Source organism: Synechococcus sp. MIT S1220 (genome assembly GCF_047303025.1).
GTDB lineage: Bacteria > Cyanobacteriota > Cyanobacteriia > PCC-6307 > Cyanobiaceae > Parasynechococcus.
Window position 1 is genome coordinate 1,430,199 of sequence record NZ_CP138939.1, and the last position, 22,576, is coordinate 1,452,774.

The window sequence follows — 22,576 nt, forward strand, 5'->3', positions numbered from 1 at the left end:
TTCGACTCTGGTCAGAGAACATCAGTGCTCGTGAAGAGGATTTCAAGAAAGGTCGTACACTGAGAGGCATATTTGACACGTACAATAGTTGAGTCCGTTCAGTGATTCTGAAGGATCAGTGCATATTCAACCGATTAGGTGAGATAATAAAAAAAACCGCCATTTCGAGCGGGGCTAAGTGTGAATCAAGCTATGTCTTGCATTCTTTGGCAGAAGAAGTCATTGATAAGATGCAACTTAACCGCCATGAAAAGGTATTGACTACCTACCTTATCGAGTCCACGAAATAGAAGATGCAACGAGAAGCGGGGTAGTGACGAATCTCCTACCAGACTAGTTGAAGACATCACTTGCTAAAGACGGTGTGTTCATGGAACTACAGTAATCCGAAAACTAGGCGAGAAACTTTCGAAGGTCTAACACACATCTGAATAGAATATTCACAGATACAGGTCTGATGATCGCAGGAAATCTACAGATGGGATTTCAATAGACATTGAAGGAAGCACGGTACTATCAACATACAAGTTCAGCATCTTTGTGGAGCTATTGAAAATAGCTGTACCAGCTTTTGGAATGAGTTCAGATGATAAGGAAAGCTCGAAGGCTTGATCACCTGCAATATTGACATTGGCATCAATGTCAGTCAGATCGATTACATCAAATTGGGAACGGTCAAAATCAGTGATTACATCATTTTCTCTAGAGGGTGATTCGGAGATAGACGAGTACATGAATGTATCAGAATCATCACCACCCGTAATTCGATCTGCACCCAATCCACCTTTAATAATATCCATACCACCAAATCCTATAAGAGTGTTATCTACATTATTACCAGTGATCCTGTTATCCAAGGAGTTTCCGTAAGCATACGCAGCCTGATTGCCCAGAAGACTTAGATTTTCAATATCACGAACTTGGCCATAACGATTAGCTACCAAACTAAACGAAACGTAGGATTTAATATGGTCTACATCTGTATTCATTTCAGAGTCTTGGATGACATCATTTATCCCTCTAATAGTGTATTGATCTTGACCTGATCCACCAAATAGGGTGTCAGCACCGCTACCACCATCGAGACTGTCATTACCAAATCCACCAGTCAATGAATCATTGCCATCCCCACCAAGCAAAACATTGTGCTCAAGATTCCCAGAAAGGATATTATCATTTGCATTTCCAATGATATTTCTTGGAATGTCGCTCACAAACTGTGCGTTTTCAATATTAGGCGTGTAGAGCATATTTAAATCAACAGAAGCCAAAATAGTATCTGTTCCGCTATCACTTTCCTCCTCAATTTGATCCTCGGTTGAGCTGTAGTAGTAAGTGTCGTCCCCTTGCCCTCCCTGCATTACATCAGCACCTGATCCACCATCCAAAGTGTCATTCAGAGGGCTTCCAATCAATTCATCATCACCAGCCTTACCGACAAGAGAAGATCCAACAACATGCCCCGGAAGATCCTTTTCAATAATCAATGTATCGTCATAGGTGATTGAATTGGCCTCATTATTTCCAGAAAGAGTCAAGCCCTCAGATTCGATCTGGGCATAACTGATTTTTTCGAAATTGTGTCGGAGCCTATAACTCTGATCAATGACTATTACTGTATCAGTACCTTCATTGGGTTTCTCAACTAAAGTATCTCCTGGAGAGAAAAGATACTTGTCATCACCGGAGCCACCGTATAATCTATCTGAGCCTAATCCACCATCAAGCAAATCATCACCATGATGGCCTGAGAGAAAATCTATTCCTGCCCTACCCCTGAGCTGATCGTCCCCACTTGCTCCAAATATCGTGTTGCTAGTGCTGCTACCAGTAAACAGAATATTGCCAAGATAATTTGGATCAAGAAATGATAGTTCTTCTACATTATCGCTAAGAGTATAGTTTGGTGTAAGGCTTATTACTCGGTCAAGTCCCTGTCTAGGCTTTTCAACAATTGTATCGTCCCTATGAGTTACTTTATAAACATCATTGTCCTTTCCTCCGAGAAGTGAATCAACTCCATCACCAGCATGAATGAAATCAGGGCCGCCAAGCCCCATAATCGTGTCGTTACCCCCTGAACCTCGCAAAGTATTTGAAGCATAATTTCCTATGATTTCATCATTCCCTTCCCCAGAATTTGCAACCTCAATCGTAACTTTTTCCCCAATAATCAAATTGTTCTTCCCCCCAAGAACACTCGAATAATATGGATGTCGATGCTTAAGCTTTGCAGATCGCAAGTCAATTATTTGGTCATTTGCAATTGGGTTTCCAGAACTATCGACTCTTGATGGGAAGTTAAGTTCATCTCTCATCCCGGCAGCATCAAAAATTGTATATTGGTGTCGACCATCAGGCAACCAATCATACATTTTATTGTAAACCAAGGACTTTCTAGCAGAGATATTGGTGTCTTTCCCATACTTCGTATTTCCTGTGAATGCCTTGTGGGTGCCAGGATATCTATTCCAGTAAAGACTATTGAACGCCATTAAATCTACAATGTTTGGCGTCATAAGTATTTTATATCCCGAATCAAATTCAAGATTAGGGATATCTACATTCGGATCCGCACGCATTTCGTTCTGATGCCAGTAAGACATCAATGACAATGCTTTATTATCATTCAAATAAATAGCTCTATTCCAAAATCCACCGTCTGAACTGTTATAAGGGCCAGGATGCCCTAACCCAAGTGCATGACCTATTTCATGAAGTATGGTTTGAAAATTGACAGATCTGTAGGCAGTTCCATGTTCTGCAATTCTATCCCTTCCAATAAAAACATGGACATCTCTTATGTATTTATAACTCCCTCCTAGATTTGAAAGCCAATCCTCATCGACGTAAGACAAAGCAGTATCGTCGCTTACAAAAACACCCCAAAGAAGCCCTTCTCGACTCAGTTTGTTGCCCTCGTCGACGAATGTAATTTGCTCATCATCACGAACCTTTTTAAACTTAATCCCTGTTATTACATGCCAAGTCTTGAGAGCCTCATCGATTAGATCGTGAGCATCTGGATTGTCAAATCTTCTAATCCTATACCTGATGGTTTTCGGTGTTAATTTCCACCTCACTGGGCCAGAGATTCCTTCAAGAAGATCGGTATCCCAGTCCTCGCAGTCAGCATAGTCGCCCATATGGTCATACCATGTTTTAGTCAACCACTCACGTAAATCCCTCATCTTGATAACCTTATGGTCTCTTAATGGCAGCTGACCTTCAGGGCCGCAAATTTCAACGCTAAGGGCAACCATGATAACTATGTTATTATGTTCAATTTATAGCCCTATATCTGACTTAAAGATGCAGGATTGTAAAATAATTATAAAACCGTTGAGAGGTGGTTGTTTGGAAGGTGCAAGCAGGACTTTCTACGATCAGATAAATAGTGAAGGAATGCTTCTTAAGATATCTATGGCGTCATTTAATTCAGATCTTGAGTGGAAGCAAAGTTTTAAGCATATTTTAGAATATTGATCATAAGACTTCCAAGAGGTGTCATCCCAGCAGCCTGTCTTGTTCTTCCAACGTCAAAAACGGGTCAAGCCAATCAAGCAGCAGCTCCTCCACCACTGACTCCCCTAAGTCTTGAACCCCTCCTGACAGCCACCGCTTGAACAGGTCAGGGTCATTGGCGCGTAGTGCAGAGACAAGTTCTCCAAGCAGGTTCTGCTCAATGGTGGTCGTGCAAGGTTTTCAGCAAAAATCTCTGAACCCTATTTACGTACACACCAGGACGCTGTTCTCCCCCATGCACCCCTTGCTTCGAAAAGTCGAGGGACTTGGTAGTGGCTTAGTCCGCTATGCGTACTTACTTTACTGCCAACCCAGCGCCTGGGGCCAGGAACCACGTTCAAGGTCACAGCCAGCGGATGCAGCGAGGACCTCTTGCTTCGTGGGTGCCATGGTCCAGAGTCAGAGCTCACTCGGTCGATTATGGCGACCAAATTCTGTGACTAAAGGCGTGACTAAAGCTCTCAGAGGGCTTTCTTAAGGTCCATTGTGCTGCAACTGCTTTGAGCAATATTGCTTTGTAGTGCGTCCTAATTGAAGTAGATCTTGTTGGCCAGCGCAGGACTTTCCAACCTGATCTGAGTGGCTTGATCGCGGCTCATGCGTTGGTTCAACGTCATTGGCTTTGCCTTTTTAGGCAGGGCAGACCGCCGGTGAAGGGTGAGGCCCCAGCCTGGCGCAGCTGTGCCGTGATTTCCTTGATTTGATGGGACAGATTGATGTTATTCGTGCCCTTTCATGCCCTATTGAAGTTTTCCCTGCGGCTACCACATTTTGGTTGACCGTTTCAGATGTAACAGAATCAATCCTGCTTGATTTGCAGCACGCCATTTTGATGAATCTGCCAAGGGCTGTTGAGGAGTCTTTGGTTCGCTATTGGCCATCATCAGTGAGCAGAACGTTGGGTGTTGTTGAGCATCTTTTTTAAGACTCCCTAGAGATTGGAAGGGTGGAGAGGTTGAACGAATCTATTAAGGATTCAAAAATAGCTTGTTTTTACAAGAGCCGTACGTTGATGGTATCCGCATTTTTTAAAGATAATGATGCTTGTCATTCTTATGTCAGAGCGATATGAATGGTTGGTGCAATTTTCGTCAGTATTGTTATTGCCGTTGAGATTTATTAGTGAAAATTCTTATTTTTATCGCGTCTCTGCTGCTGGTAGTCTCGCCAAGTTTCGCTGTTGACTATGATTCTCAGGCTGAGGTTGTTTGCGATCAGAATCAGGAGATCTGCACTTGCATGGCGATCAGATTTGGACTTAATGCTTTCTGAAGTCCGCATTGTGATGGTTTGATGAGCAATACGGTATTCAGCCAATCTTTGAAAGGAATTTGGCAAGATGTGATGTCTGAGGATGGCCTTGGCGCGCAACAAGCTATTTCAATTTTCCGAACAAAATACAGCTCTGCGGATGTTAAAGACTGGGAAGCGTCGTTGCCTCGGAAACGATTTCTTTTTGTAATCGATTCTTTGTTGATGTGTCATCCGCTTCTTGTTTTCGAGGGTCTTTTCCCTTATCCCCCATTTGGGGGATGTGTTGTTGGTTGGAATGATGCACAATGACGATGTCAGATGGTTTTTGCATTGTCCATCTGATTATCCAGCGTGATGTCTGGGTACACATTGGGTGAATGGAGGAATCAGCCAGTCACTGATTCCTCTTTCTCAATCGAAGCATTGCATTGAGCGATTTTAAAAATTGTTCCACCGATGTCATCGATTTTGTAGCGAATCAGCTTTTGAATTTGATTTTGTGAATTTTAGACCGGTTGATCTCTAAGCTTCTTTTGTCAAAAAAAGTAGCGACAAATGGCGCTAAACCTCTTGATTTCTTTTTTAGCCAATGTTTGGTCTAGTGAATATTCGCGTCCCGTTGCTTTCTCTTCTGGGTTGGTGGAATGTTGCTGGTTTTGAGGTTTAGGATATTTTGTTTTTCATCGCTTAATTTTGGAGGACCGGTTAAAATAATTACGCTAGAAGCGCAATTGCTTGAACTTGAGTTGAGCTGGACTTTTCCTCTGCTACTTCCTTTTAATTATCGTTTTGTGTCGATCAATGAATGATCCCAGTCGTCCGTGAATTTCAATGGTCGGGTCATGATCACCGGCTGTTGTAGGTCATTTCAAGAAGGTCTGAGCCATTGACAGGAGCAATGAATCGCGAATTGGCACGGACCACGCAGGTGGTGAACCCAGCCCCTCGCTCTGTTGTGGATGCAATCCGCCAGTTCGGGAGCCGGATGCGCAGCCATGGTCTGCCGTCATGGCGTTCCACTGCTTGATTCAGACCTCCCTGAGCTGGCGTGTCAGTTTCCAGAAGATCGCCGTAATACAGCTTGGAGATGGATCCCATCCCATTGCGGGGATTTCGGCAGTTGGTTCCGTTCCTGTCTGGATCCACCACTAGCCAGTGGCGAACTTCGTACAGCCCACGGTTACCCCTTGTTTGACTGCTGTTGAAGTTGCCTGAGGGATCAGGAAGAGGCGGTTCGGCGCGTTGCGCCAGTGCATGCCCTGGTTGGACGAGAAGGGTGAAGACGAGGAATCTTGTGAGATTCCGCTGGAGTCGATCAGTCATCGCAGGGCGCGCCAGGCTGAGCCTGGTCGTCAACGCAGAGTCCATGACCAGTCTGGATTGGTTCTGGATCTTGCATCCGGCTCTGGCTGTCGTGCTGATCTATCCCCTGCTCGGCATGGTGGTCCGCCTGGCCTGGCAGACCCGTCAGCGTCGGGTTTTCAAGGTGAAGCACCCGCCTGTGGTGGGCCGCGACCACAGCGAACTCGCTCGCTGGTTGGCGGGTGGTGTTGTGTTGATCGTGCTGCTAGCGCTCAGCGTGGTCATTGCCACCAAGGCCTCCATCGGTCAGTTCGAGGGTGGTGTTGCTCGGGCGGCTCTGCTCTCCCTGGTGTTGCTCGGAACTGTTGTGAGCCTCGTCGCGCTTTGGCGTTGCAGGGATCAGCGCCTGCGTTTGGCTTTTGCTGGGATCACCGGAGGAGGGGTGCTCGGCCTCGGTGCTCAGCAGGAGGTCTGGCGGCAGGACCATTACTGGGGAGGGGTGGCAGTCACGCTGTTGATGCTCCTGTCACTCGCGGCGCGGCAGGAGATTCTTCGGGATCTGCGCTGGCGTCGCTTGCACATCACCGCCTCCGTGCTGGCAGCGTTTCTTTTTCTTGCGCAGGGAATCACCGGTAGCAGGGATCTGCTCGAAATTCCGCTGAGCTGGCAGAAACCGGCGATCGCAGCCTGCGACTTCAACCTGCAGCAGTGTCCCGAGCTGGCTCTGAAGCAGCCGTGAATCCTTGGCACCGATGTCCCTTTTGCACGCAGCCGTCAGGGTGTTCACAATCTCGAATCCGATTGGCAACCTGCCGATCGTTCTTTCGTTCACCAACGGCAATCGCCGCCAGGATCTTGCGATCGCCCGCAGCGCTGCCCTCATCTTTTGTGTGGCTCTGCTGCTCTCCACCTGGATCGGCAATGGCTTGCTCGAATTCTTCGGCATCAGCCGCGGTGCGTTTCGGATCGCAGGAGGGGTGATCGTGGTGTCGATTGGTCTTTCCATGCTGCGTTCCCAGAGCCCGCCGGAGCACCATGCCCCCGAGTCCGTCAGCCGCGATCAGGATTCTGCTGTCAAGGGTGTGGTTCCACTTGGCATCCCTTTGCTGGCGGGGCCGGGCACCCCCACGGTGGTGATCGCGGATCCAGAAATGTCCACCCTGATGGGTCGCCTTGGAATTAGCGCGGTGGTGCTGGGGCTTTCGTTGGCGGTGTATCTGATCTTTGCGGCGGGCGACCGATTGGCTAGACGTATCAGCACATCAGCGCTGCAGGTGTTGACCAAGGTGATGGGTTTGCTCCTCACCGCAATCGCCATAGAAATCATTTAAAAGCCAGTCATACCAATGCATCCTGTAAGGGCAGTGCTAATGTGTGACTACCAACGTGAGTACAACCACGCCTTACCTAGTCAGAGTCCCTGGTCGTTCAGGCTGGTACTTCCAGAGAAGAGTTCCACGTGACCTAGCCAAATCCATTGGCAAGCAGATGTGGAGATGGAAGGCAGGCGACACGCTTGCAGAAGCAAGGCGTACAACTGTTGTGTCACTAGCTAGAACAGATGAAATCATCGCTGAACATCGAGGAGAGATAACACCTGAACTAATTCAGTCACTTGATAACAACGTCATCAGAGGACTGCAAGAGGACCTACAAGAGCAGCAACTGATGCCTAAGGACATATGGCCTAGGCATTCAGCAGAGGACGCTCACAGGCTGATACAAGTGCAGTCTGGTGAAGGTAGTAAGACATTCAATGAGTTGATTAAACTTGCTGTTCGTCTTAAACAACCAGCGCCATCTACAATCAACAACTGGAATACTACAGTTTCTACCTTCACCAAGGTAATCAAGGTGAATGACGTAACTGAATTAACAGAAGAACATACAAGAAAATATCGTGATCATTTACTTGATACTGTTTCTGGCTCAACAACTAAAACAAGGATTAATACAATGCGTGCGATGATTGAGGTAGCACGTGAAGAAGGATGGATTGAATCTAACCCGTTTGACTGTATTGAACTCAAGTACATAAAGAGTCAACCAAAACAAAAGAAAGCAACTTCCTTAGATGCTGTTGATATTGAGGTACTGAAACTGTCACCTGATGAACAGGTCTTGTATTGGATTATGCGATACACAGGTACTCATGTATCTGAAGCTGCAGGGTTAATGCGTGAAGACATTGACCTGAAGAATGGTGTTATCTACATCAGACCTAATACACTACGGCCAATCAAGAACAATTACAGGCAACGAGAATTGCCCATTGTTAAAACCTTGGTAGAGAAACTTGCTGACCTACCTGAAAAGAAAGGTCATCTATTCATAGAGATGTTTGATAGCAGCAAACAAAGATGGGGTCATAAGTTGTCTTGGCAGTGGAAGTTAGGCATTAGTCCTAAAGCCTGTAGAGATAATGTAGCTACTGTCTTACGTGATGCTGAGGTAAATGAGCGCGTAATTGGTAGCATCCTGGGGCATACACCTCAAAACTCGACTGGTGTCTATGGAAGTGTAAGTCTTGAAGCTAAGTTGAAAGCACTGAATCATTTGGTGCGTTTTTGAGTATGAATAAATAACTCTCTTGAAGTACATTTATTGTGAACACTATGCGTCTTAAAAAAATGAACTAGCGCTGTGCATTTCAATGCATGATTCAGGTATTAGCTATTCCATCATTGCAAGTTACTTCAAAGTAACGACCGACACTTTAAGAAAACAAATCAAAAACTATGAGCAGTGCAAAATAATTGACATACCCAAAGGAATGATCAAGCCCAAAAAGATCTAAACAACTACCCGCCTACAGCTGGGTTCAGCATTAATGCCCTAAAGTGATCAACAATGAAATGAAGCACAATGCGAAAAATTCTCATCATCCTGACCCTCCTGCAGATCGGAACTTGCGCTCAGGCAGAAACCCGCATTGTCGCTTTGAAATGTGCGACTGAGGGCTCTACTACGTCTTACTCAACGATTACAGGTGAAGAGAAAGGAGGAACAAATCAAATCGAAGAGGAGTTCAATTTACTACTGAACTTTGAAACTCAGCAGGTAATGCGTTGGCTGAATGACGATATCGAAAGCTTTCACACACTGCCTTATAGCTTTTTTGAACCTGACTTCATTGAATGGCCTTTCAAGTTTGATGAACCAGGCGAGGATCTACCTGTGAAGAACAAGGATCTACCTGAGAAGAACTTCGTTGTGCTCAATCGTGAGACACTCGAGATAACACACGAGTACTTATGGTCTGTTACTCAATATAAGGATGGGACGAAGACACCAGACTGGTGGTATATGGAATCAAGTTTTGCAAAGGGTAAATGCAAAGTAATTGACATACCCATTGAAGGATTGATCAAGCCCAAAAAGATCTAATCAACTACCCGCTTATCAGCGGGTTTAAACGCAGGTGTACTTCATTCATATCAACGAATGACTTCTGCACCACAAACCAAAGTCCTCAACCCAAACCTGTCAGATCACGGGCGTTTGCTCTTAACTTCTGGCATTCAGCATTGGCTGGAGACTGGATGTGAACCTTACGAACACGAGCCCTAGCCTGGCTGCCTTGATGAGAAATGGAGGCGTCACTACCTCAGCGTCGCAGACTAACAACGAAATACATCACGCTAATGAAACAGGCTAGGGAAACAACCAGTAGAAAAGAAGCAAAGAAGCTTATCAATCAAGCAACAGAGGTAAGAGAAAAGTTTGGGAATGAGTTTCGTTATGACTATTCGGGCTTAAACTGACGTTGCGTATGTAGTTTCTTATTGAGAACAGGTGTCTTGATTGATTCTCAACAAGCAGTCTTATCTACGTATCATTCTTGTCTCAATCTCTACATATGGTGTCATTGGCTATCAAGCGCTACATCTATGTTGATGGTTACTCCCACTCCGAAATGGATAGAATGATGAATCTCATCTGTAATATCGACAAGTGATCTGATTTGACTTTCACAACCCAACTCCTCAACCCCAGCAATGACTGGGGTTTTTAATGTCCTTTCATCAATCATCAAATACCTTACATTCTACTGAACCAGGATGAGTGTCGCAATAATCATCCAGAAGTTTGTCACGATGACGCGCCTCCCATGCCTTGACATCTTCAGGATCATTGGAGACTGGACCTTCTTTGCAGTGCATTCCAAAGTCATACTGGGATCGCTTGTCGTTAGGATCTTTGGTTTCAGGCATAGGTTTGAATACTCTTCTGTAATGGTAGTTCCGCTTCCAATCACAGGCAACAATAATATGGTATCTCTTTTTACTATTAAGGATTAGAACACTCTCTCCCGTACACTCTTTGGGATGATGACTCTCTTGGAAGCATCAGCGATATTAGATGTATCCAAAGGTTTCACCCATGACTAACAACACCTGAGTATCTCTTACGTGTTTCAAAGGATAGAAACATAGCCAAGGATGGCACTTTTTCGACCCTAGAAGCTGCGTAAGGGACTGCTATGGCTGATTGGGTGATAAGCAATAAATAACCTTTTTTACCACCTATAAATCCTCTTATATTGGAACCTACAACTAAGGTTTAAGTGAACATTCTGGGAAGTTCTCTAGCGTTTTTTCTGCTCCTGCATTCCACATTGGGCTCCCACTATCCCCATTCATTACCTTATTCCATTTATCCCAAGTCAAAACTAAATTCTCTTTTGTAAGCATACCCTCCACTTCTAAGAAACAAAGCAAACTCGCCGCCATTACCGCAGCACCATAACTACTAACTCCTTCGCACAAATTAGTCAGTTCTTCTGTAGCTTGGCAAGTTTTATCCAACTCCTCAAATGTTTCAATAGCCTGAACTGGTGCTGCTGAGATGAGGAGTGAGCCGATGAGTGGAATGAGTTTGATAGGACTAGCCTGAAAGAACTGTGATGACAACTAACGTATAGGTTTAATTGAACAGTCTGGGAAGCTTTTTAATGCCATCTCTACTGCATCTTCCGACAGTGGCGACCAATAATCATTCTTCTCAATAAATTTATCCCAATTCAAAAACAAATCCTCTTTTGTAAGGCTGCCTTCTGCTTCTAATTCACAAAGCAAAGTCACCCATGATGCAGTAGAAGCAAATCTAGAGGCTTTTGCGCAAATATTATTTATTTCTTCTGAAGCTTCACAAGCTTTATTTAGCTCCTCAAATGTTTCAAAACCCTGAACTGGAGCAGCTGAGATGAGGAGTGAGCCGATGAGTGGAATGAGTTTCATAGGACTAGCCTGAAAGAACTGTGATGACAACTAGGGTATAGGTTTAATTGAACATTCTGGGTATTTTTTTAATGTCCACTCAACTGCTTCATTCGACATTGGGCTCGGATTTGAATGCTCATACCAATCATCCCAAGTCAAATCTAAATTCTCTGTTGTAATCCTGCCCTTTTCTTCTAAGTGACAAAGCACAGTCACCATACTCATTCCTACACCGAGTTCAGCAACACCTGTGCACAAATTACCGTTTTCTTCTGAAGCATCACAAGCTTCCTTTAACTCCTCAATTGTTTCAAAAGCCTGAACTGGAACTGCTGAGATGAGCAGTGAACCAATGAGTGAAATGAGTTTCATAGGACTAGCCTGAAAGAACTGTGATGACAACTAGGGTATAGGTTTAAGTGAACATCTTGGGAACTCCTCTAGTGTTCTTATTGTTCCTGCATTCCTCATTGGGCTCCCATTTACCTTATTCCATTTATCCCAAGTCAAAACTAAATTCTCTTTTGTAAGTATACCCTTCACTTCTAAGTCACAAAGCAAAGTCGCCGCCATGACCGCAGCGCCATAAATACTAACTTGTTGGCACAAATTAGTGAGTTCTTCTGTAGCTTGGCAAGTTTTATCCAACTCCTCAAATGTTTCAAAAGCCTGAACTGGTGCTGCTGAAAGGAGCAGTGCGCCAATGATTGGAAGGAGTTTCATAGGACTAGCCTGAAAGAATTGATGATGCATGAAGACATCATTTAGGGCTGAGGTGTGTTTGACAATTATTTATCCGCAATATACCGGTCTTTCATGTCCGTAGACTTGACGTGCTTTCCAGGTTGGCAGGTATAACTTTGTTACTCCATTTTTAGTATTTACAGTAAACACATCGTTTATCAACGAAAAACTGCCCTTTACGCAGTTGTCGTCTGTCTTGCTCATGACAACAACTGAACTCTTGGAATAAGAAAAAAAATAGACAGTCCAATGCCCATCCCTGAGCCATTCTACGTAAAAGCTTCCATCCGTATCAAAGCCAACCTTGCATCTTTCCATCACGCCATTGAATGAGCATTTAACGAATGCCGGTGTATCAAAGCGAGCTAAGGCAGGACTGCTAATAACTGAGATTGCGGCGATCGCTCCAAGTAATGACCTCATAAAAAATGACATAATTTTGTTAATCCTATTATCGTATGCACTGTGACGCGATAGACCCCTATACGCCCCTTCTTTTTTATGGACGGGGTGGGTAGAGGAAGGTGTCAGAAGGGGTTGGTATAAGCCAAAGAAGGTTAATCCTGATTACCTTGGCTAAAGTCGGTCATACTGCTATTAGCCATGAAGCCTCTCCTCTTTGCTTCACTCCTGGTTCTGTCTTCTGCTTCTGTTGCTTTGGCGCAATGTAGAAATGGTTGGTGCAAAGCAGGATGTAATCAAAAAGGTGAATGTTATTTTTTTAAACCCATCTCAAAGAATTATCCCTATGTCACATATTGGCAAACTGGTCCTTATGGAAAGTTTAAGGTGGAAGGGGATTGTCAGCAATCTAAAATGAGATATATCAATGATGATGGGAGCAAGGATCGTTGGTTGCCAGCGTCCCCTGGGACTATTTTGGAAGGCACCATAGAAAAACTATGTGGTATGTGAGAAAAACTAAAAAATTATGTTCACAGTAGCGGTAGGATTTTGGGATAAATTCGCCAGCCCTATTATCGTAGATGCAGGGACGCTGTTCCCCCCTGGTGGGGGGGGTCTAATTGTCACACAAAAGCCGCGATTGCTGGTGTAATTATTATTTAATGCTGCCTATCCTGTGCAAATAAATAACAGCCAGAAGGGGTGCCTGCGTGCGCCTGTAGCAAGCGAAGGGTTGATGTCTGAGTATCACATCCAGTTGGTTACCGTGCCATACAGAGGCACACAGTGGTGCACCAGGGCGACCTGTCGGCCACAGTGGCAAATGGTGGCTAGCCTGACGCTGAAGGAGCGGAGCAGCTATCGCTGCGGAGCTACCAAGCTGACCGGTAATCACAGATAATGTAGTGACAGCATTGCGTGTGTAATGGTTTGGTAGTGCCTACAGTTGTAGAAGAACTGTTGACGCTAATAATTTTCCATAGTCGCAAATTATGCTTCCTATGCAAACCATTGGTATGACTATGTTTGCTTGAAAGTTTTCCCACAGTTTGTATATACAGGTCTCAATTTTACATACTTATCAGTTGGCGCCAAAGCTAATTGATGAAGAAAGAACAGTTGATTAGCTCGACAGCTAACGCTGTCTCGCTCCGTCTCCGCCATGTAAAAGTGTGTCCACTGCTGTTACTACCACGTGAGTACCGGCCATCTGAGAACCCTTGCTGTGACTGGAGTGTGAATAACTATTTCATTAGCCATAGAGATGTTGATCAGCGGTTTTGAATCTGTGTTCCCGAGCCAGGTTCAGGCGGCTTCGTAAACCCAAACCTGCCGACCGTCGTCCAAACTTCGCAGATTTTTTTTGTATGTGTTGGGCGCATTCTCCCAGGCATCGAGATCAGGCCAGTGGGTGTTGGCTATCCAATACACCTCGCCTGCCACAGTGCTGTTGCCATTGCAAAGCATGGGGTATCCCTTATGGATTTTCAGTTGCACGTGGCTGAGATCACCGTCTTCTTCTCGAGGGCATCCTGCAAGAAGATGATGCGCTTCTCCTCCGCATTTTAGGCTGCCGTAGACAAATAAACGCTCTAAAATCACGTCTCAGCCAGCATCTTGCTTTGGCCAGTTTATTCTGTGCATGAGGATATGAACGATTCTGTGCCTCCCGTCCAATCAAGTTGTTATTCAGTCCTGAGATCTACTTTCAGCAGAGCAGTGGTGTTGGGCTAGTTCAATCCATCGATCATCACCTGGGGTGATCGACAAGATGAAACATGCTGAAAGATGCACGGAAGGTGTGTGTTGTTGTTTGTGCGAAAACTGGAATGAGCATTGCGTTGCATTGAGGGGGCTTGTGCCTTGCACAACGGCAGTTTGTTCAAAGGCCCTCAGAGAATAAGATTGAAGGCTTAGAGTTTACTTGGAGACCCAAAGGTTCTTATGCACCAATGACATCTTTGCGAGACACTCCCTTGAAGACGCTCACAATCTTGTATTCACTCAACCAATTCAAACTTTGAAGGTTGCAGGAGAGACTCGATCTTGTTGAAAGATCGAAACAGTTCTTTTCGAGCGCGTCCATCTTGGTTTGTTTGTCTGTCTGTCTGTCTGTCTGTCTGTCTGTCTGTCTGTCTGTCTGTCTGTCTGTCTAGGTGATCTAGTGAAAATGACTGGTTGTTCTGATGTTACTTCACCATTTGCATTTGCTGAGTTTGCTCTGACCTTTGTTCTTCTTCTTTAGTCGCTTTAGATATTTTCTATAGTTTTTGCTGAACATTGATTTTGTTGAGCTATCTAGATCAATGACTTCTCCGCTTAATACATCCCTAAAGATGATCTGCCCACCTGAGATCTCCTGAAGCGCTTCCAGATTCAATTCGTTGCTCATGGAATCTTGGTTCAGTTCAGACTTCAATATCGCCGTCTTGTTTCAATTTCGAGTTGATCTGGATCAAATTTGGCTGTGATCCTACTCACAGCCGAAGCGGTGTGAGGGATCAATGTTGGATCGAGAGCATGTTTGGGTCGGTCATTGGGGAAGAACAGTGGCCGAGGCCTAAGGGCGACATTCGTATTTTGGACTGTTTTCTGTAGGGTCTCTGTCTATTCCCTCTGTTGATTTCATCCTTTGATTGACTGGACAAAATGCGTCGCAGACAGTTCGAGCGATCTGCATAATGGTCATGATTTTGTGTTGAATCAAATCAGAAATCAGTGAGGGGATAGGCCGTTGGAAGCAATGATCCAGGCATCCCCATGGCAGCTTCGGGGTGCTGAGCTAGTGACTACTAGGCCAGTGGCTAGTGGACATTTTCTTGTATTGATTGATGATACATCCCTTTATTCGCTTCACTCATGATCTTTTTTTCAAGGATCAGTGCGTCTTACTTGTCCATTCAGTCAACAGTGAATCAGAAGCAATGCTTCAGTTGTCTTTAAGGACTGAAGTGGCCTGCGCCTGGCAATAAGCTGCTTCCCCTAGGATTTTTAATGCCTCCAAGTGCCCGAGCTTCGTCTGTGCTTGAGCAAGCATCGGCCTTCCATAGGGTGCACATTCAGCGATTAAAGCAGCCGCCTCAGAAGCCTCAGCTTTGACCAGCTCAATACAGCGGTTGACCCGATCATCTGGGTCGTGTACAAGCTCTTTTGTTTTGGCTGCTTCCAGAGGAAGTAGGGCAACTAAGAGATGGTTGAAGCTGGCGCGTGCATCATCTCTGCAGGGTTGCATCGCTCAATTCGTTAGTTCTGCTGCCCATCCTGATGGGGAATAGACCCTTTTGGGGATTGATCAGGAGAAAAAATCCCCCGAATAGGTGATGGAATCCAAGAGAGAACAAGCGATGGTAAGCGTATCGGGCGGAAGACCTCCACACACCCAATTTAAAACATGAAACTTTTAGGCATCATCGTAATTTCATTGAGTCCATTTGTACTTGTAGAATCTGCATTGGCTCAGGGCTGTGCTAATTCCATTTCTTCAGGTGGTCAAACCGTGTGCGTGCGCACTATGAGACCTGATGAGGTCAAGCAAAGCTATCAATATCATCGTGGAAAAAAACTTGATCGCATGCAACGATCCGCAGAACGGGATGTTAGGCGGGGGTATGACCCATCTGTTTCGTTGTCTGAATTTAGGCGGCGCTTGGATAGGCGTTCAGACATTTGGGATGCTCAGAGAGAGCATCGCTATTCAAAATGATCCCTGAAACTTCAGGAAGCAAGCTTTTTGAGAACTCGTCGGTAAGCCTGATTCTGGAGCGTCTCCTCACACTCGAGCTGAAAGCAATACAAGACGCTTGACAGGGAAAAGCAGGGGGGCGTTGATGTGTCGCCATCGATCATCTCCCGACAAAACGTCAAGAAAAGCCGTTAAGTGAAGGTGACTTTATTGTCTGCTCGTTGAATTTTTTTGCGCCAGTGGCAGGGTGATCAGCGAATTAGTCCACCTGGATGGGTGATGGAACCATTGCATTATTGTTAGCCCAATGATAGAAGCTTTATAAAATATATTTTCATATTCAAAACAGTCCTGAAGTGAAAAGGCCATCGTTGCATTCAGGATCGATCTCTAATTTGTATTCTTAGCCGCAAATCCATGGTGTAAATCGAGCTCTTGATTTGGTTGTGATGCATCCAACAAGAAGGAGCAACGGTTTCATGCTCTCAACTCCGGCATAAAATGTGCCTCGAAGGGGCGACCCAATTGTTTTTCGATCTATTTGATCTTGGCAGTTGTGTTCTCTTGTTGTCTGATGGAGGGAGGGTGGAAATCCAGAAAAGGATCGTTACTGTTGGTTCATTCGTTTCGCTTCTGTCTTGGCATCTGTAAATCAATGAACTTTTTCCCTACGTCCTTGTCCTGTGTTGTTTCAGCAGCTGTAACAGCTTCCGCTTTTGCTGCATTGTCCCTTGCTGACCTTCGTACTGCATCTGCACACCCCATTGAGGAGGGCTGGAATGCAGTCGCTTGTGACGATGACGGTGGCTGTAGATATATTAAATACAAATGGTTTGATGGCGAACGAGCCCTCTTGGTTGAAGACACTGATTTTGGTATTTTTCAAATAATGCTTTCATGCAATCCGATGCGATACAAACATGTGGACGATGAAGATAATGCCTGGAAAGTCATCGATCCTGGCAGCAAGGGAAGCTCTCTTGCTAAAGCAGTATGCAATCAGTGAGCTATTCACTTCTTTTCTGCAAAATCAGCTTAGTTTTGATCAAAAATATTTAGCAAATGACGAGTGGATGTGATTTGTTTACTTTGCTTCTCAACAATTAGCCTAGTTGTCTTATTTCATAATGCTATGCTGCAGATTGATGTCCAACCATTCTCAGTGTTGGTAATAGTTGCAATGATAGGTCAAGCTTGTGTGTCTATTTTGCTGAATTACCTTGAAAGCAATAACTAGCAATTGCCGTGCATCAACTCTTGCCGCTCTTTAGGTTGTGAATTAATCATTATCTATTCCCAAAATATATCATATCACTTGCTTCTTGTGAATTATAGTTTTTGTTTCGACTAATGCTTAATGATATCTTCCCTGTGCTTGAGTGAGTGTATTGATTTTTAAGCAATTATGTGATTCCATACCGATTGGTTTTTGCCAAGTTAAAATTAAATATAGTTCTTTCTTTTCAGTACAAAAGTAAGGCTCAATGGGAGCCTACCTAATGTGTCTTTAATGGCCAATGCGTAACGGTCTATTTTGCAATTTATATTTTCAGGATTCCGGATTGATTGTACTGCATGAGTTTTTATAAAATAGATTATTCTTCCGGTTGAGTCCAAAAAGCTTCGCGTTTATCGATGTTGGAAGGTCTAAATCATCCATTGTAGTCTCAATGTCTCTCCAATTTTCGGCAGTAGCAGCCATTAATAGCAGGTTGGCGTCGTCACCGATTATCACATGTTCTGGATCAAGTTCAAAATCGCAATTACCCCAGCCGCGAAGCTCGGGGTCGTCTCTTATTACACCGGCATATCCAATTGATTTTCCATTTTCATTGTCAATTGATAAAAAAGTCTTGTCCTTTGATGCAACATTGACGGGCTTTATTTGCGAATATGCATCAACTCCTGGAAGGACTAAGTAATCATATGTAGTGTCAAAATTTCGAATAACGTCTGCACTTCGCGCTCTTTTGGACAGGTTTTCATTGTCTGCTGGCAGTACAAAGTAATTCAACTTAATTCCCCCATTGAGAATGTCTTTTCCTGGGTCGCCGATTAAAAAATCACTTTTATAGGAGATTTCTTCTCCTAAGCCTTTTATATGACGATTAGGATTGGAATTCAAAATATCTTTCCCTGGGCCGCCTCTCATAAGACTAATGCCATTTTTGCTTGAGAATAAAGTATCATCTCCTAGATCTCCAAATAACGCATCATTTCCGTCTTCTCCACCATACAAATAATCATCATCTTTGCCTCCACGAAAGTAGTCTTGTGAATGATTGTCATTGCCAATATTGTCTTTCCCTTTCATTCCATTAACGATCCAATCGTAATCAAATTCTTTGTCGCGCCCATCGCCATCCCAGGCAGGTACATCAAATTTATCATCACCATCCCAGAGGATAATCGGAGTATTTTTTAAAGTTTTTTCTTTTTTCCATACCTTCTTCCAATCTATATTTGCGTCGGGTGGTGCCAGGTGATCAAACATCCAAATGGCAAAATTATCATCCTGATTCGAACCATTATAAAAATCTTGATTAAGATTGAACGAATCTTTTTTGCGTGAAATAATCAAATCTTTCTTGCCAGGCCAATGAATTAATGCTTTCGCCATGATAAATAATAAGTTTCTATTACTGTAGCCTCGTGCCAGTTTGGCTAAAGTATGTACCAATAGAATTTATATTTCTATAATTGCTTTGAATATTGTTGGGTTTAGTGAATTCAGCGGGTGTCGTGATCTATTTAATGAGCTCTTGGAATTCTTGAAGTGTTCCTTCTTGACTCTCTTTTATCGTTCTCCATGAGCCTCACTTGTTTGCGCATAGTCCTTGTCAAGGAATGCTGGCAACCCATGCTTACTGTTTCTCCAGCATGGAATCTCTTTCATGTCGACCTATGGGTCTCACGTGCACTTCCGCAATTTGTTTCTGTAGCTGATCTGTAAATTTTTGGTTTGGATGAGATTTCTTCTTTGGCAGCGAAGTCTCCAGAAGTGATTGCCCTTGCCATTGCATGTAAATCCCACTCGCATTCTGTATTTGGTGCTTTTTGTTCGACTTATAAATAGACTTGCTGTAAAAATGTTGCTTTTCGCGATGTTATCGTTGTCTCAATACTTTAATACTTGCTGGGGGGGTAAAAGCCCATTCATACGCGTTAGGTCTTGATGCTTAAGGAAAGATTCGGCTAATTTGAAAACAACTGTCAATGTCAATTCAATAGAATTAAAAATATATCTTTTGTGAATGTTGCGGATTTGTTCGTATGCGTCAATATAATTTTTGTTTTCTTTCAAGCAATTGCTCCGGTCAGCAAGCAACGGTTCGATGCGGTGATTGTTTCTCAGATCATGGGCTTCAGAGCACCTGAACCACTTCGCTCACTTCCGGGATCGATTCCCGCATCTTGCGTTCAATCCCCATTTTCAGCGTCATTGTGCTGCTGGGGCAGCTGCCACAGGCCCCCTGCAATCTCACTTTCACAATCGGTCCATCCAATTCAACAACTTCCACGTTGCCGCCGTCGGCCATCAGGAAGGGTCGGAGTTCATCAAGCACTTTCTCGACGTTCTCCATCGTCAGTGCCATGGTTTCGGTGCTCATTAATCCATCCCAAAAGACCTGTATCCCCAGGTTACGGAGTGGCCCCATAGGGTGACGAGAGCGGTTTCCACTCCACGCTCCGGTGCAGCACGACAGCTCCTCACCCTCTGACAGCCGCTACGACGTTGTTCTTGTGGGTGCTGGAATCATGAGCGCCACCCTTGCGGTGCTGCTCCATGAGCTGGATCCGGATCTGCGCCTGCTGCTGATCGAGCGTCTTGACGCTCCGGCCTTGGAGAGTTCAGCAGCGATGAACAATGCCGGGACAGGCCATGCGGCCAATTGCGAGCTGAACTACACGCCGCTGCAGGCCGACGGCAGCGTTGCAACGGCCAAGGCCCTGAGCATCAACGCATCCTTCGAGCGCAGCCTTGAATTCTGGAGTTCTCTGCATGAGCAGGGACGACTCGATCCTTCCGCATTTCTCCATCAGGCCCCGCATATCAGCGCGGTTTGGACGCCGCAGAACATCGCGTTTTTGCGGCAACGCTTCAGCCAGTTGAAGGATCTGCCTGCCTTTTCGTCCATGCGCTGGAGTGATGAGCCGGCGGAGCTCCGCGAATGGATGCCGATGGTGATGGAGGGGCGTGATCCCCAGCAGGGTGTGGCTGCCACCCGGATTGAACGGGGCACCGATGTGGATTTCGGTGCGTTGACGCGTTCTTATTTGAAGTTGCTTACTGCCAGTGGGGCGTTCACGTTCCTGCCGGGCACGGAGGTGAAGGACCTCAAACGCTTGCGGCAAACCGACATGACTGAAGCGGATTGGCAATTAACGCTTCGCTCGCGTTCAAAACGCCACAGGGTGCGGGCTCCATTCGTTTTTCTTGGTGCGGGCGGTGGTGCTTTGCCGCTGTTGCAACGTTCAGGCATCAGTGAAGCGGATGATTTCGCCGGTTTTCCTGTCAGTGGCCTTTGGTTGGTCTGCAACGAGCCACAGTTGGCCGAACGCCATCACGCCAAGGTCTATGGCAAGGCGGCCGTGGGCGCACCGCCGATGTCGGTTCCCCATCTCGACACCCGCTGGATCGATGGTCAGCGCTCCCTGCTCTTCGGTCCCTTCGCTGGATTCAGCAGCAAATTCTTGAAGCAGGGCTCACTCCTGGATTTACCGGCCTCGGTGCGTCTCACCAATCTGTTGCCGATGTTGCAGGTGGGCGCCAACAATGTGGAGCTGGTGCGCTACCTGATCAACCAGTTGCGTCAGACCCCGGAGGAGCGGCATCAGGCTCTGCAGGATTTCCTGCCGACGGCACAACCCCAGGACTGGAGGTTGTCTGTGGCTGGCCAGCGGGTGCAGATCATCAAGCGCAGCAAGGCCGGTGGACGGCTGCAGCTCGGCACGGAGGTGGTGGCCGCTGCGGATGGTTCCCTGGCGGCGCTGCTGGGTGCGTCCCCTGGAGCTAGCACCGCCGTCACGATCATGCTCGAGGTGCTGCAGCGCTGTTTCCCCGATCATTTCGCCAGCAATCATTGGCAGGAACGGCTGCAGCGATTGTTGCCCAGCTTCAAACAGGATTCCTTTGCGGACCCAGCGGTGCTGCTGAAGATGCGGGAACGCAGTAATGCGGTGCTTGGGCTCAGCGGCTGAGTTGATTCACCCGCATTTCCGCTTCTGGTTCAGCGCCCTTCGGCAGCGGTTGCTTGTTCTGTTGGATGCAATTTTCTTCGGACTGGTTTGTCTGCGCTCCTGTTTTTTGCTGGCTCTTGCTGGTTTGCGCTGCTTCTGTTTGGAGCTTGTGCGTGGTTGTGTGGGCCTGGTTTCCTCACTGTCGGTGCTCGCTTCTTCCACCAATCCGCAGTGGATTTGAAAACGTGGATGCACCTCAAGGATGCGTTGTTCTTTTTGAACATTGTGTTCAGGACCTCGAAACTGGTACACCACTTTGGTTAGTCCAGTGGTCTGATCTGGAGTGATCGTTCTCTTGATGCGTTCGCTTTGGCTACCACCTGGAATAATCGGTGCTGGTACGAAGTTCTCACCACTGGACTGACTCAGTATCGAAGCCAGAAAAGCAGCGGGGTTTTTGCAGGCACTTGGCAGTGATGTTTTGTTTGTTTCGAATGTTTTTGCTAATCGAATATCGGCCTGGTAGATCAGCTGGATGTTGTCATTAATCGCTCCTTCAATGCGTTGGCGTTGTGCCGTGGCTGCACTGCTGGACAGGGAACTTACCGTGAATTGCGCCATGCTCGCCATCACCATGCTCAGCATGCTTCCGGAGATAAGAACCTCTGTCAGTGTGAACCCATTGCGCAGATCAGGCGATGACTTGGTGGTTGTTAATCGTTGAAGAAAAGAAGCCATGGGAAGTAACCCGATGACTCATAAATAACTGGCTGTTTTGAACCAAGTATTGATTGCTATCAAGAAAGCTTGTGATTTTGATCACAGGCCTATTCCTTTGCTGTTTCTGTTGATGTTGATGGTGATGTTGAGCAGGATCGATTGTCTGGGGTGTGGTTGATCCGCCTTGTTAAACAAGGCCCATCGCCTGCGAGCTGATGTTTATTTGCCGAGATTCACGATCACCACCCCGGCGCTGATCAGGCCGATGCCGAGCAGTTGCGCCGGTGCGAGCAGCTGGCCGTAGGCGAAGCGGCCCACCAGCACGATGGCCACGGTGCCGATGCCGCTCCAGAGCGCGTAGGTGAGGCCGAGGGGTATCGAGAGCACGACCTTCGAGAGCAGGAACATCGCGATGGCGTAAGCGATCAGCACCAGCACGGTGGGTAATGGTTTGCTCATGCCCTCGGATAGACGCAGACAGGAGGTGCCGATCACCTCGGCACTGATCGCCAGTAGCAGCAGGGGCCAGGGGTTGCTCAAT

24 protein-coding genes are annotated in these 22,576 nt (G+C 45.9%); 9 read left to right on the forward strand and 15 right to left on the reverse strand.

Going from position 1 to position 22,576, the window contains the following annotated elements:
- Positions 1-440: 440 nt before the first annotated feature.
- Entirely contained in the window at positions 441-3,263 is a 2,823-nt protein-coding gene (locus SIB64_RS07035; protein ID WP_413442533.1) for a M10 family metallopeptidase C-terminal domain-containing protein, read from the reverse strand.
- A gap of 965 nt (positions 3,264-4,228) precedes the next feature.
- On the opposite strand from SIB64_RS07035, the gene SIB64_RS07040 reads away from it, so the two are divergent.
- Both SIB64_RS07040 and SIB64_RS07045 read left to right on the forward strand, forming a co-directional pair.
- Entirely contained in the window at positions 4,229-4,450 is a 222-nt protein-coding gene (locus SIB64_RS07040) for a hypothetical protein (protein WP_413442534.1), read from the forward strand.
- A gap of 368 nt (positions 4,451-4,818) precedes the next feature.
- Positions 4,819-5,088 carry a hypothetical protein gene (locus SIB64_RS07045; RefSeq protein WP_413442535.1) on the forward strand — a complete coding sequence of 90 codons (270 nt, stop codon included), beginning with the start codon at positions 4,819-4,821 and terminating at the stop codon, positions 5,086-5,088.
- Between the two features lie 537 nt (positions 5,089-5,625).
- Here SIB64_RS07045 and SIB64_RS07050 read toward each other — a convergent pair.
- Entirely contained in the window at positions 5,626-6,147 is a 522-nt protein-coding gene (locus SIB64_RS07050) for a hypothetical protein (protein WP_413442536.1), read from the reverse strand.
- On the opposite strand from SIB64_RS07050, the gene SIB64_RS07055 reads away from it, so the two are divergent.
- From SIB64_RS07055 to SIB64_RS07070, 4 genes are all read left to right on the forward strand, one after another.
- On the forward strand, positions 6,146-6,820 hold the full coding sequence (locus SIB64_RS07055) for a DUF4079 domain-containing protein (RefSeq protein ID WP_413442537.1): 675 nt from the start codon (positions 6,146-6,148) through the stop codon (positions 6,818-6,820). The two genes, SIB64_RS07050 and SIB64_RS07055, sit on opposite strands and share 2 nt — an antisense overlap.
- Positions 6,821-6,833: 13 nt before the next feature.
- Positions 6,834-7,412, forward strand: a complete 579-nt coding sequence (locus tag SIB64_RS07060; RefSeq protein ID WP_413442538.1) for a MarC family protein — start codon at positions 6,834-6,836, stop codon at positions 7,410-7,412.
- Positions 7,413-7,569: 157 nt separating this feature from the next.
- On the forward strand, positions 7,570-8,652 hold the full coding sequence (locus tag SIB64_RS07065; protein WP_413442539.1) for a tyrosine-type recombinase/integrase: 1,083 nt from the start codon (positions 7,570-7,572) through the stop codon (positions 8,650-8,652).
- Positions 8,653-8,946: 294 nt separating this feature from the next.
- Positions 8,947-9,468 (forward strand): hypothetical protein, encoded by a 522-nt coding sequence (locus SIB64_RS07070; protein WP_413442540.1) that lies wholly within the window; start codon positions 8,947-8,949, stop codon positions 9,466-9,468.
- A gap of 478 nt (positions 9,469-9,946) precedes the next feature.
- Here the strand turns inward: SIB64_RS07070 and SIB64_RS07075 are convergent, their stop codons facing one another.
- From SIB64_RS07075 to SIB64_RS07100, 6 genes are all read right to left on the reverse strand, one after another.
- Positions 9,947-10,114 (reverse strand): hypothetical protein, encoded by a 168-nt coding sequence (locus SIB64_RS07075; protein WP_413442541.1) that lies wholly within the window; start codon positions 10,112-10,114, stop codon positions 9,947-9,949.
- Positions 10,107-10,295 carry a CP12 domain-containing protein gene (locus tag SIB64_RS07080; RefSeq protein ID WP_413442542.1) on the reverse strand — a complete coding sequence of 63 codons (189 nt, stop codon included), beginning with the start codon at positions 10,293-10,295 and terminating at the stop codon, positions 10,107-10,109. Before SIB64_RS07080 ends, SIB64_RS07075 begins: the two co-directional genes overlap by 8 nt.
- A 342-nt stretch (positions 10,296-10,637) precedes the next feature.
- Positions 10,638-10,994 (reverse strand): hypothetical protein, encoded by a 357-nt coding sequence (locus SIB64_RS07085; protein ID WP_413442543.1) that lies wholly within the window; start codon positions 10,992-10,994, stop codon positions 10,638-10,640.
- On the reverse strand, positions 10,995-11,321 hold the full coding sequence (locus SIB64_RS07090; RefSeq protein ID WP_413442544.1) for a hypothetical protein: 327 nt from the start codon (positions 11,319-11,321) through the stop codon (positions 10,995-10,997).
- A gap of 30 nt (positions 11,322-11,351) precedes the next feature.
- Positions 11,352-11,675, reverse strand: a complete 324-nt coding sequence (locus SIB64_RS07095) for a hypothetical protein (RefSeq protein WP_413442546.1) — start codon at positions 11,673-11,675, stop codon at positions 11,352-11,354.
- 30 nt (positions 11,676-11,705) lie between these two features.
- Positions 11,706-12,026 carry a hypothetical protein gene (locus SIB64_RS07100; RefSeq protein WP_413442547.1) on the reverse strand — a complete coding sequence of 107 codons (321 nt, stop codon included), beginning with the start codon at positions 12,024-12,026 and terminating at the stop codon, positions 11,706-11,708.
- A 624-nt stretch (positions 12,027-12,650) separates the two neighbouring features.
- Between SIB64_RS07100 and SIB64_RS07105 the strand changes: the two genes are divergently transcribed.
- Positions 12,651-12,962 (forward strand): hypothetical protein, encoded by a 312-nt coding sequence (locus tag SIB64_RS07105; RefSeq protein ID WP_413442548.1) that lies wholly within the window; start codon positions 12,651-12,653, stop codon positions 12,960-12,962.
- A gap of 795 nt (positions 12,963-13,757) precedes the next feature.
- Here the strand turns inward: SIB64_RS07105 and SIB64_RS07110 are convergent.
- The 3 genes from SIB64_RS07110 to SIB64_RS07120 form a co-directional block, all read right to left on the reverse strand.
- Positions 13,758-14,054 carry a gamma-glutamylcyclotransferase gene (locus SIB64_RS07110; protein ID WP_413442549.1) on the reverse strand — a complete coding sequence of 99 codons (297 nt, stop codon included), beginning with the start codon at positions 14,052-14,054 and terminating at the stop codon, positions 13,758-13,760.
- A 592-nt stretch (positions 14,055-14,646) separates the two neighbouring features.
- Positions 14,647-14,844 (reverse strand): hypothetical protein, encoded by a 198-nt coding sequence (locus SIB64_RS07115; RefSeq protein ID WP_413442550.1) that lies wholly within the window; start codon positions 14,842-14,844, stop codon positions 14,647-14,649.
- A 537-nt stretch (positions 14,845-15,381) separates the two neighbouring features.
- On the reverse strand, positions 15,382-15,684 hold the full coding sequence (locus tag SIB64_RS07120; protein WP_413442551.1) for a hypothetical protein: 303 nt from the start codon (positions 15,682-15,684) through the stop codon (positions 15,382-15,384).
- A gap of 1,126 nt (positions 15,685-16,810) precedes the next feature.
- Between SIB64_RS07120 and SIB64_RS07125 the strand changes: the two genes are divergently transcribed.
- On the forward strand, positions 16,811-17,140 hold the full coding sequence (locus SIB64_RS07125; protein WP_413442552.1) for a hypothetical protein: 330 nt from the start codon (positions 16,811-16,813) through the stop codon (positions 17,138-17,140).
- A 543-nt stretch (positions 17,141-17,683) separates the two neighbouring features.
- Here SIB64_RS07125 and SIB64_RS07130 read toward each other — a convergent pair.
- Together SIB64_RS07130 and SIB64_RS07135 are read right to left on the reverse strand one after the other, a co-directional pair.
- The gene (locus SIB64_RS07130) at positions 17,684-18,754 is read right to left on the reverse strand and encodes a hypothetical protein (protein ID WP_413442553.1); all 1,071 of its coding nucleotides are present in this window, start codon (positions 18,752-18,754) and stop codon (positions 17,684-17,686) included.
- 745 nt (positions 18,755-19,499) lie between these two features.
- Positions 19,500-19,745, reverse strand: a complete 246-nt coding sequence (locus tag SIB64_RS07135) for a NifU family protein (protein ID WP_413442927.1) — start codon at positions 19,743-19,745, stop codon at positions 19,500-19,502.
- A gap of 148 nt (positions 19,746-19,893) precedes the next feature.
- Here SIB64_RS07135 and SIB64_RS07140 point away from each other — a divergent pair, with 148 nt between their 5' ends.
- Complete coding sequence (locus SIB64_RS07140) at positions 19,894-21,336, forward strand: malate:quinone oxidoreductase (protein WP_413442928.1); 1,443 nt, start codon at positions 19,894-19,896, stop codon at positions 21,334-21,336.
- Between the two features lie 6 nt (positions 21,337-21,342).
- Here the strand turns inward: SIB64_RS07140 and SIB64_RS07145 are convergent, their stop codons facing one another.
- Positions 21,343-22,053, reverse strand: coding sequence for a hypothetical protein (locus SIB64_RS07145; RefSeq protein ID WP_413442554.1), 711 nt, complete (start codon positions 22,051-22,053; stop codon positions 21,343-21,345).
- Positions 22,054-22,254: 201 nt separating this feature from the next.
- On the reverse strand, positions 22,255-22,575 hold the full coding sequence (locus SIB64_RS07150) for a DMT family transporter (protein ID WP_413442555.1): 321 nt from the start codon (positions 22,573-22,575) through the stop codon (positions 22,255-22,257).
- Between the last annotated feature and the right edge of the window lies 1 nt (position 22,576).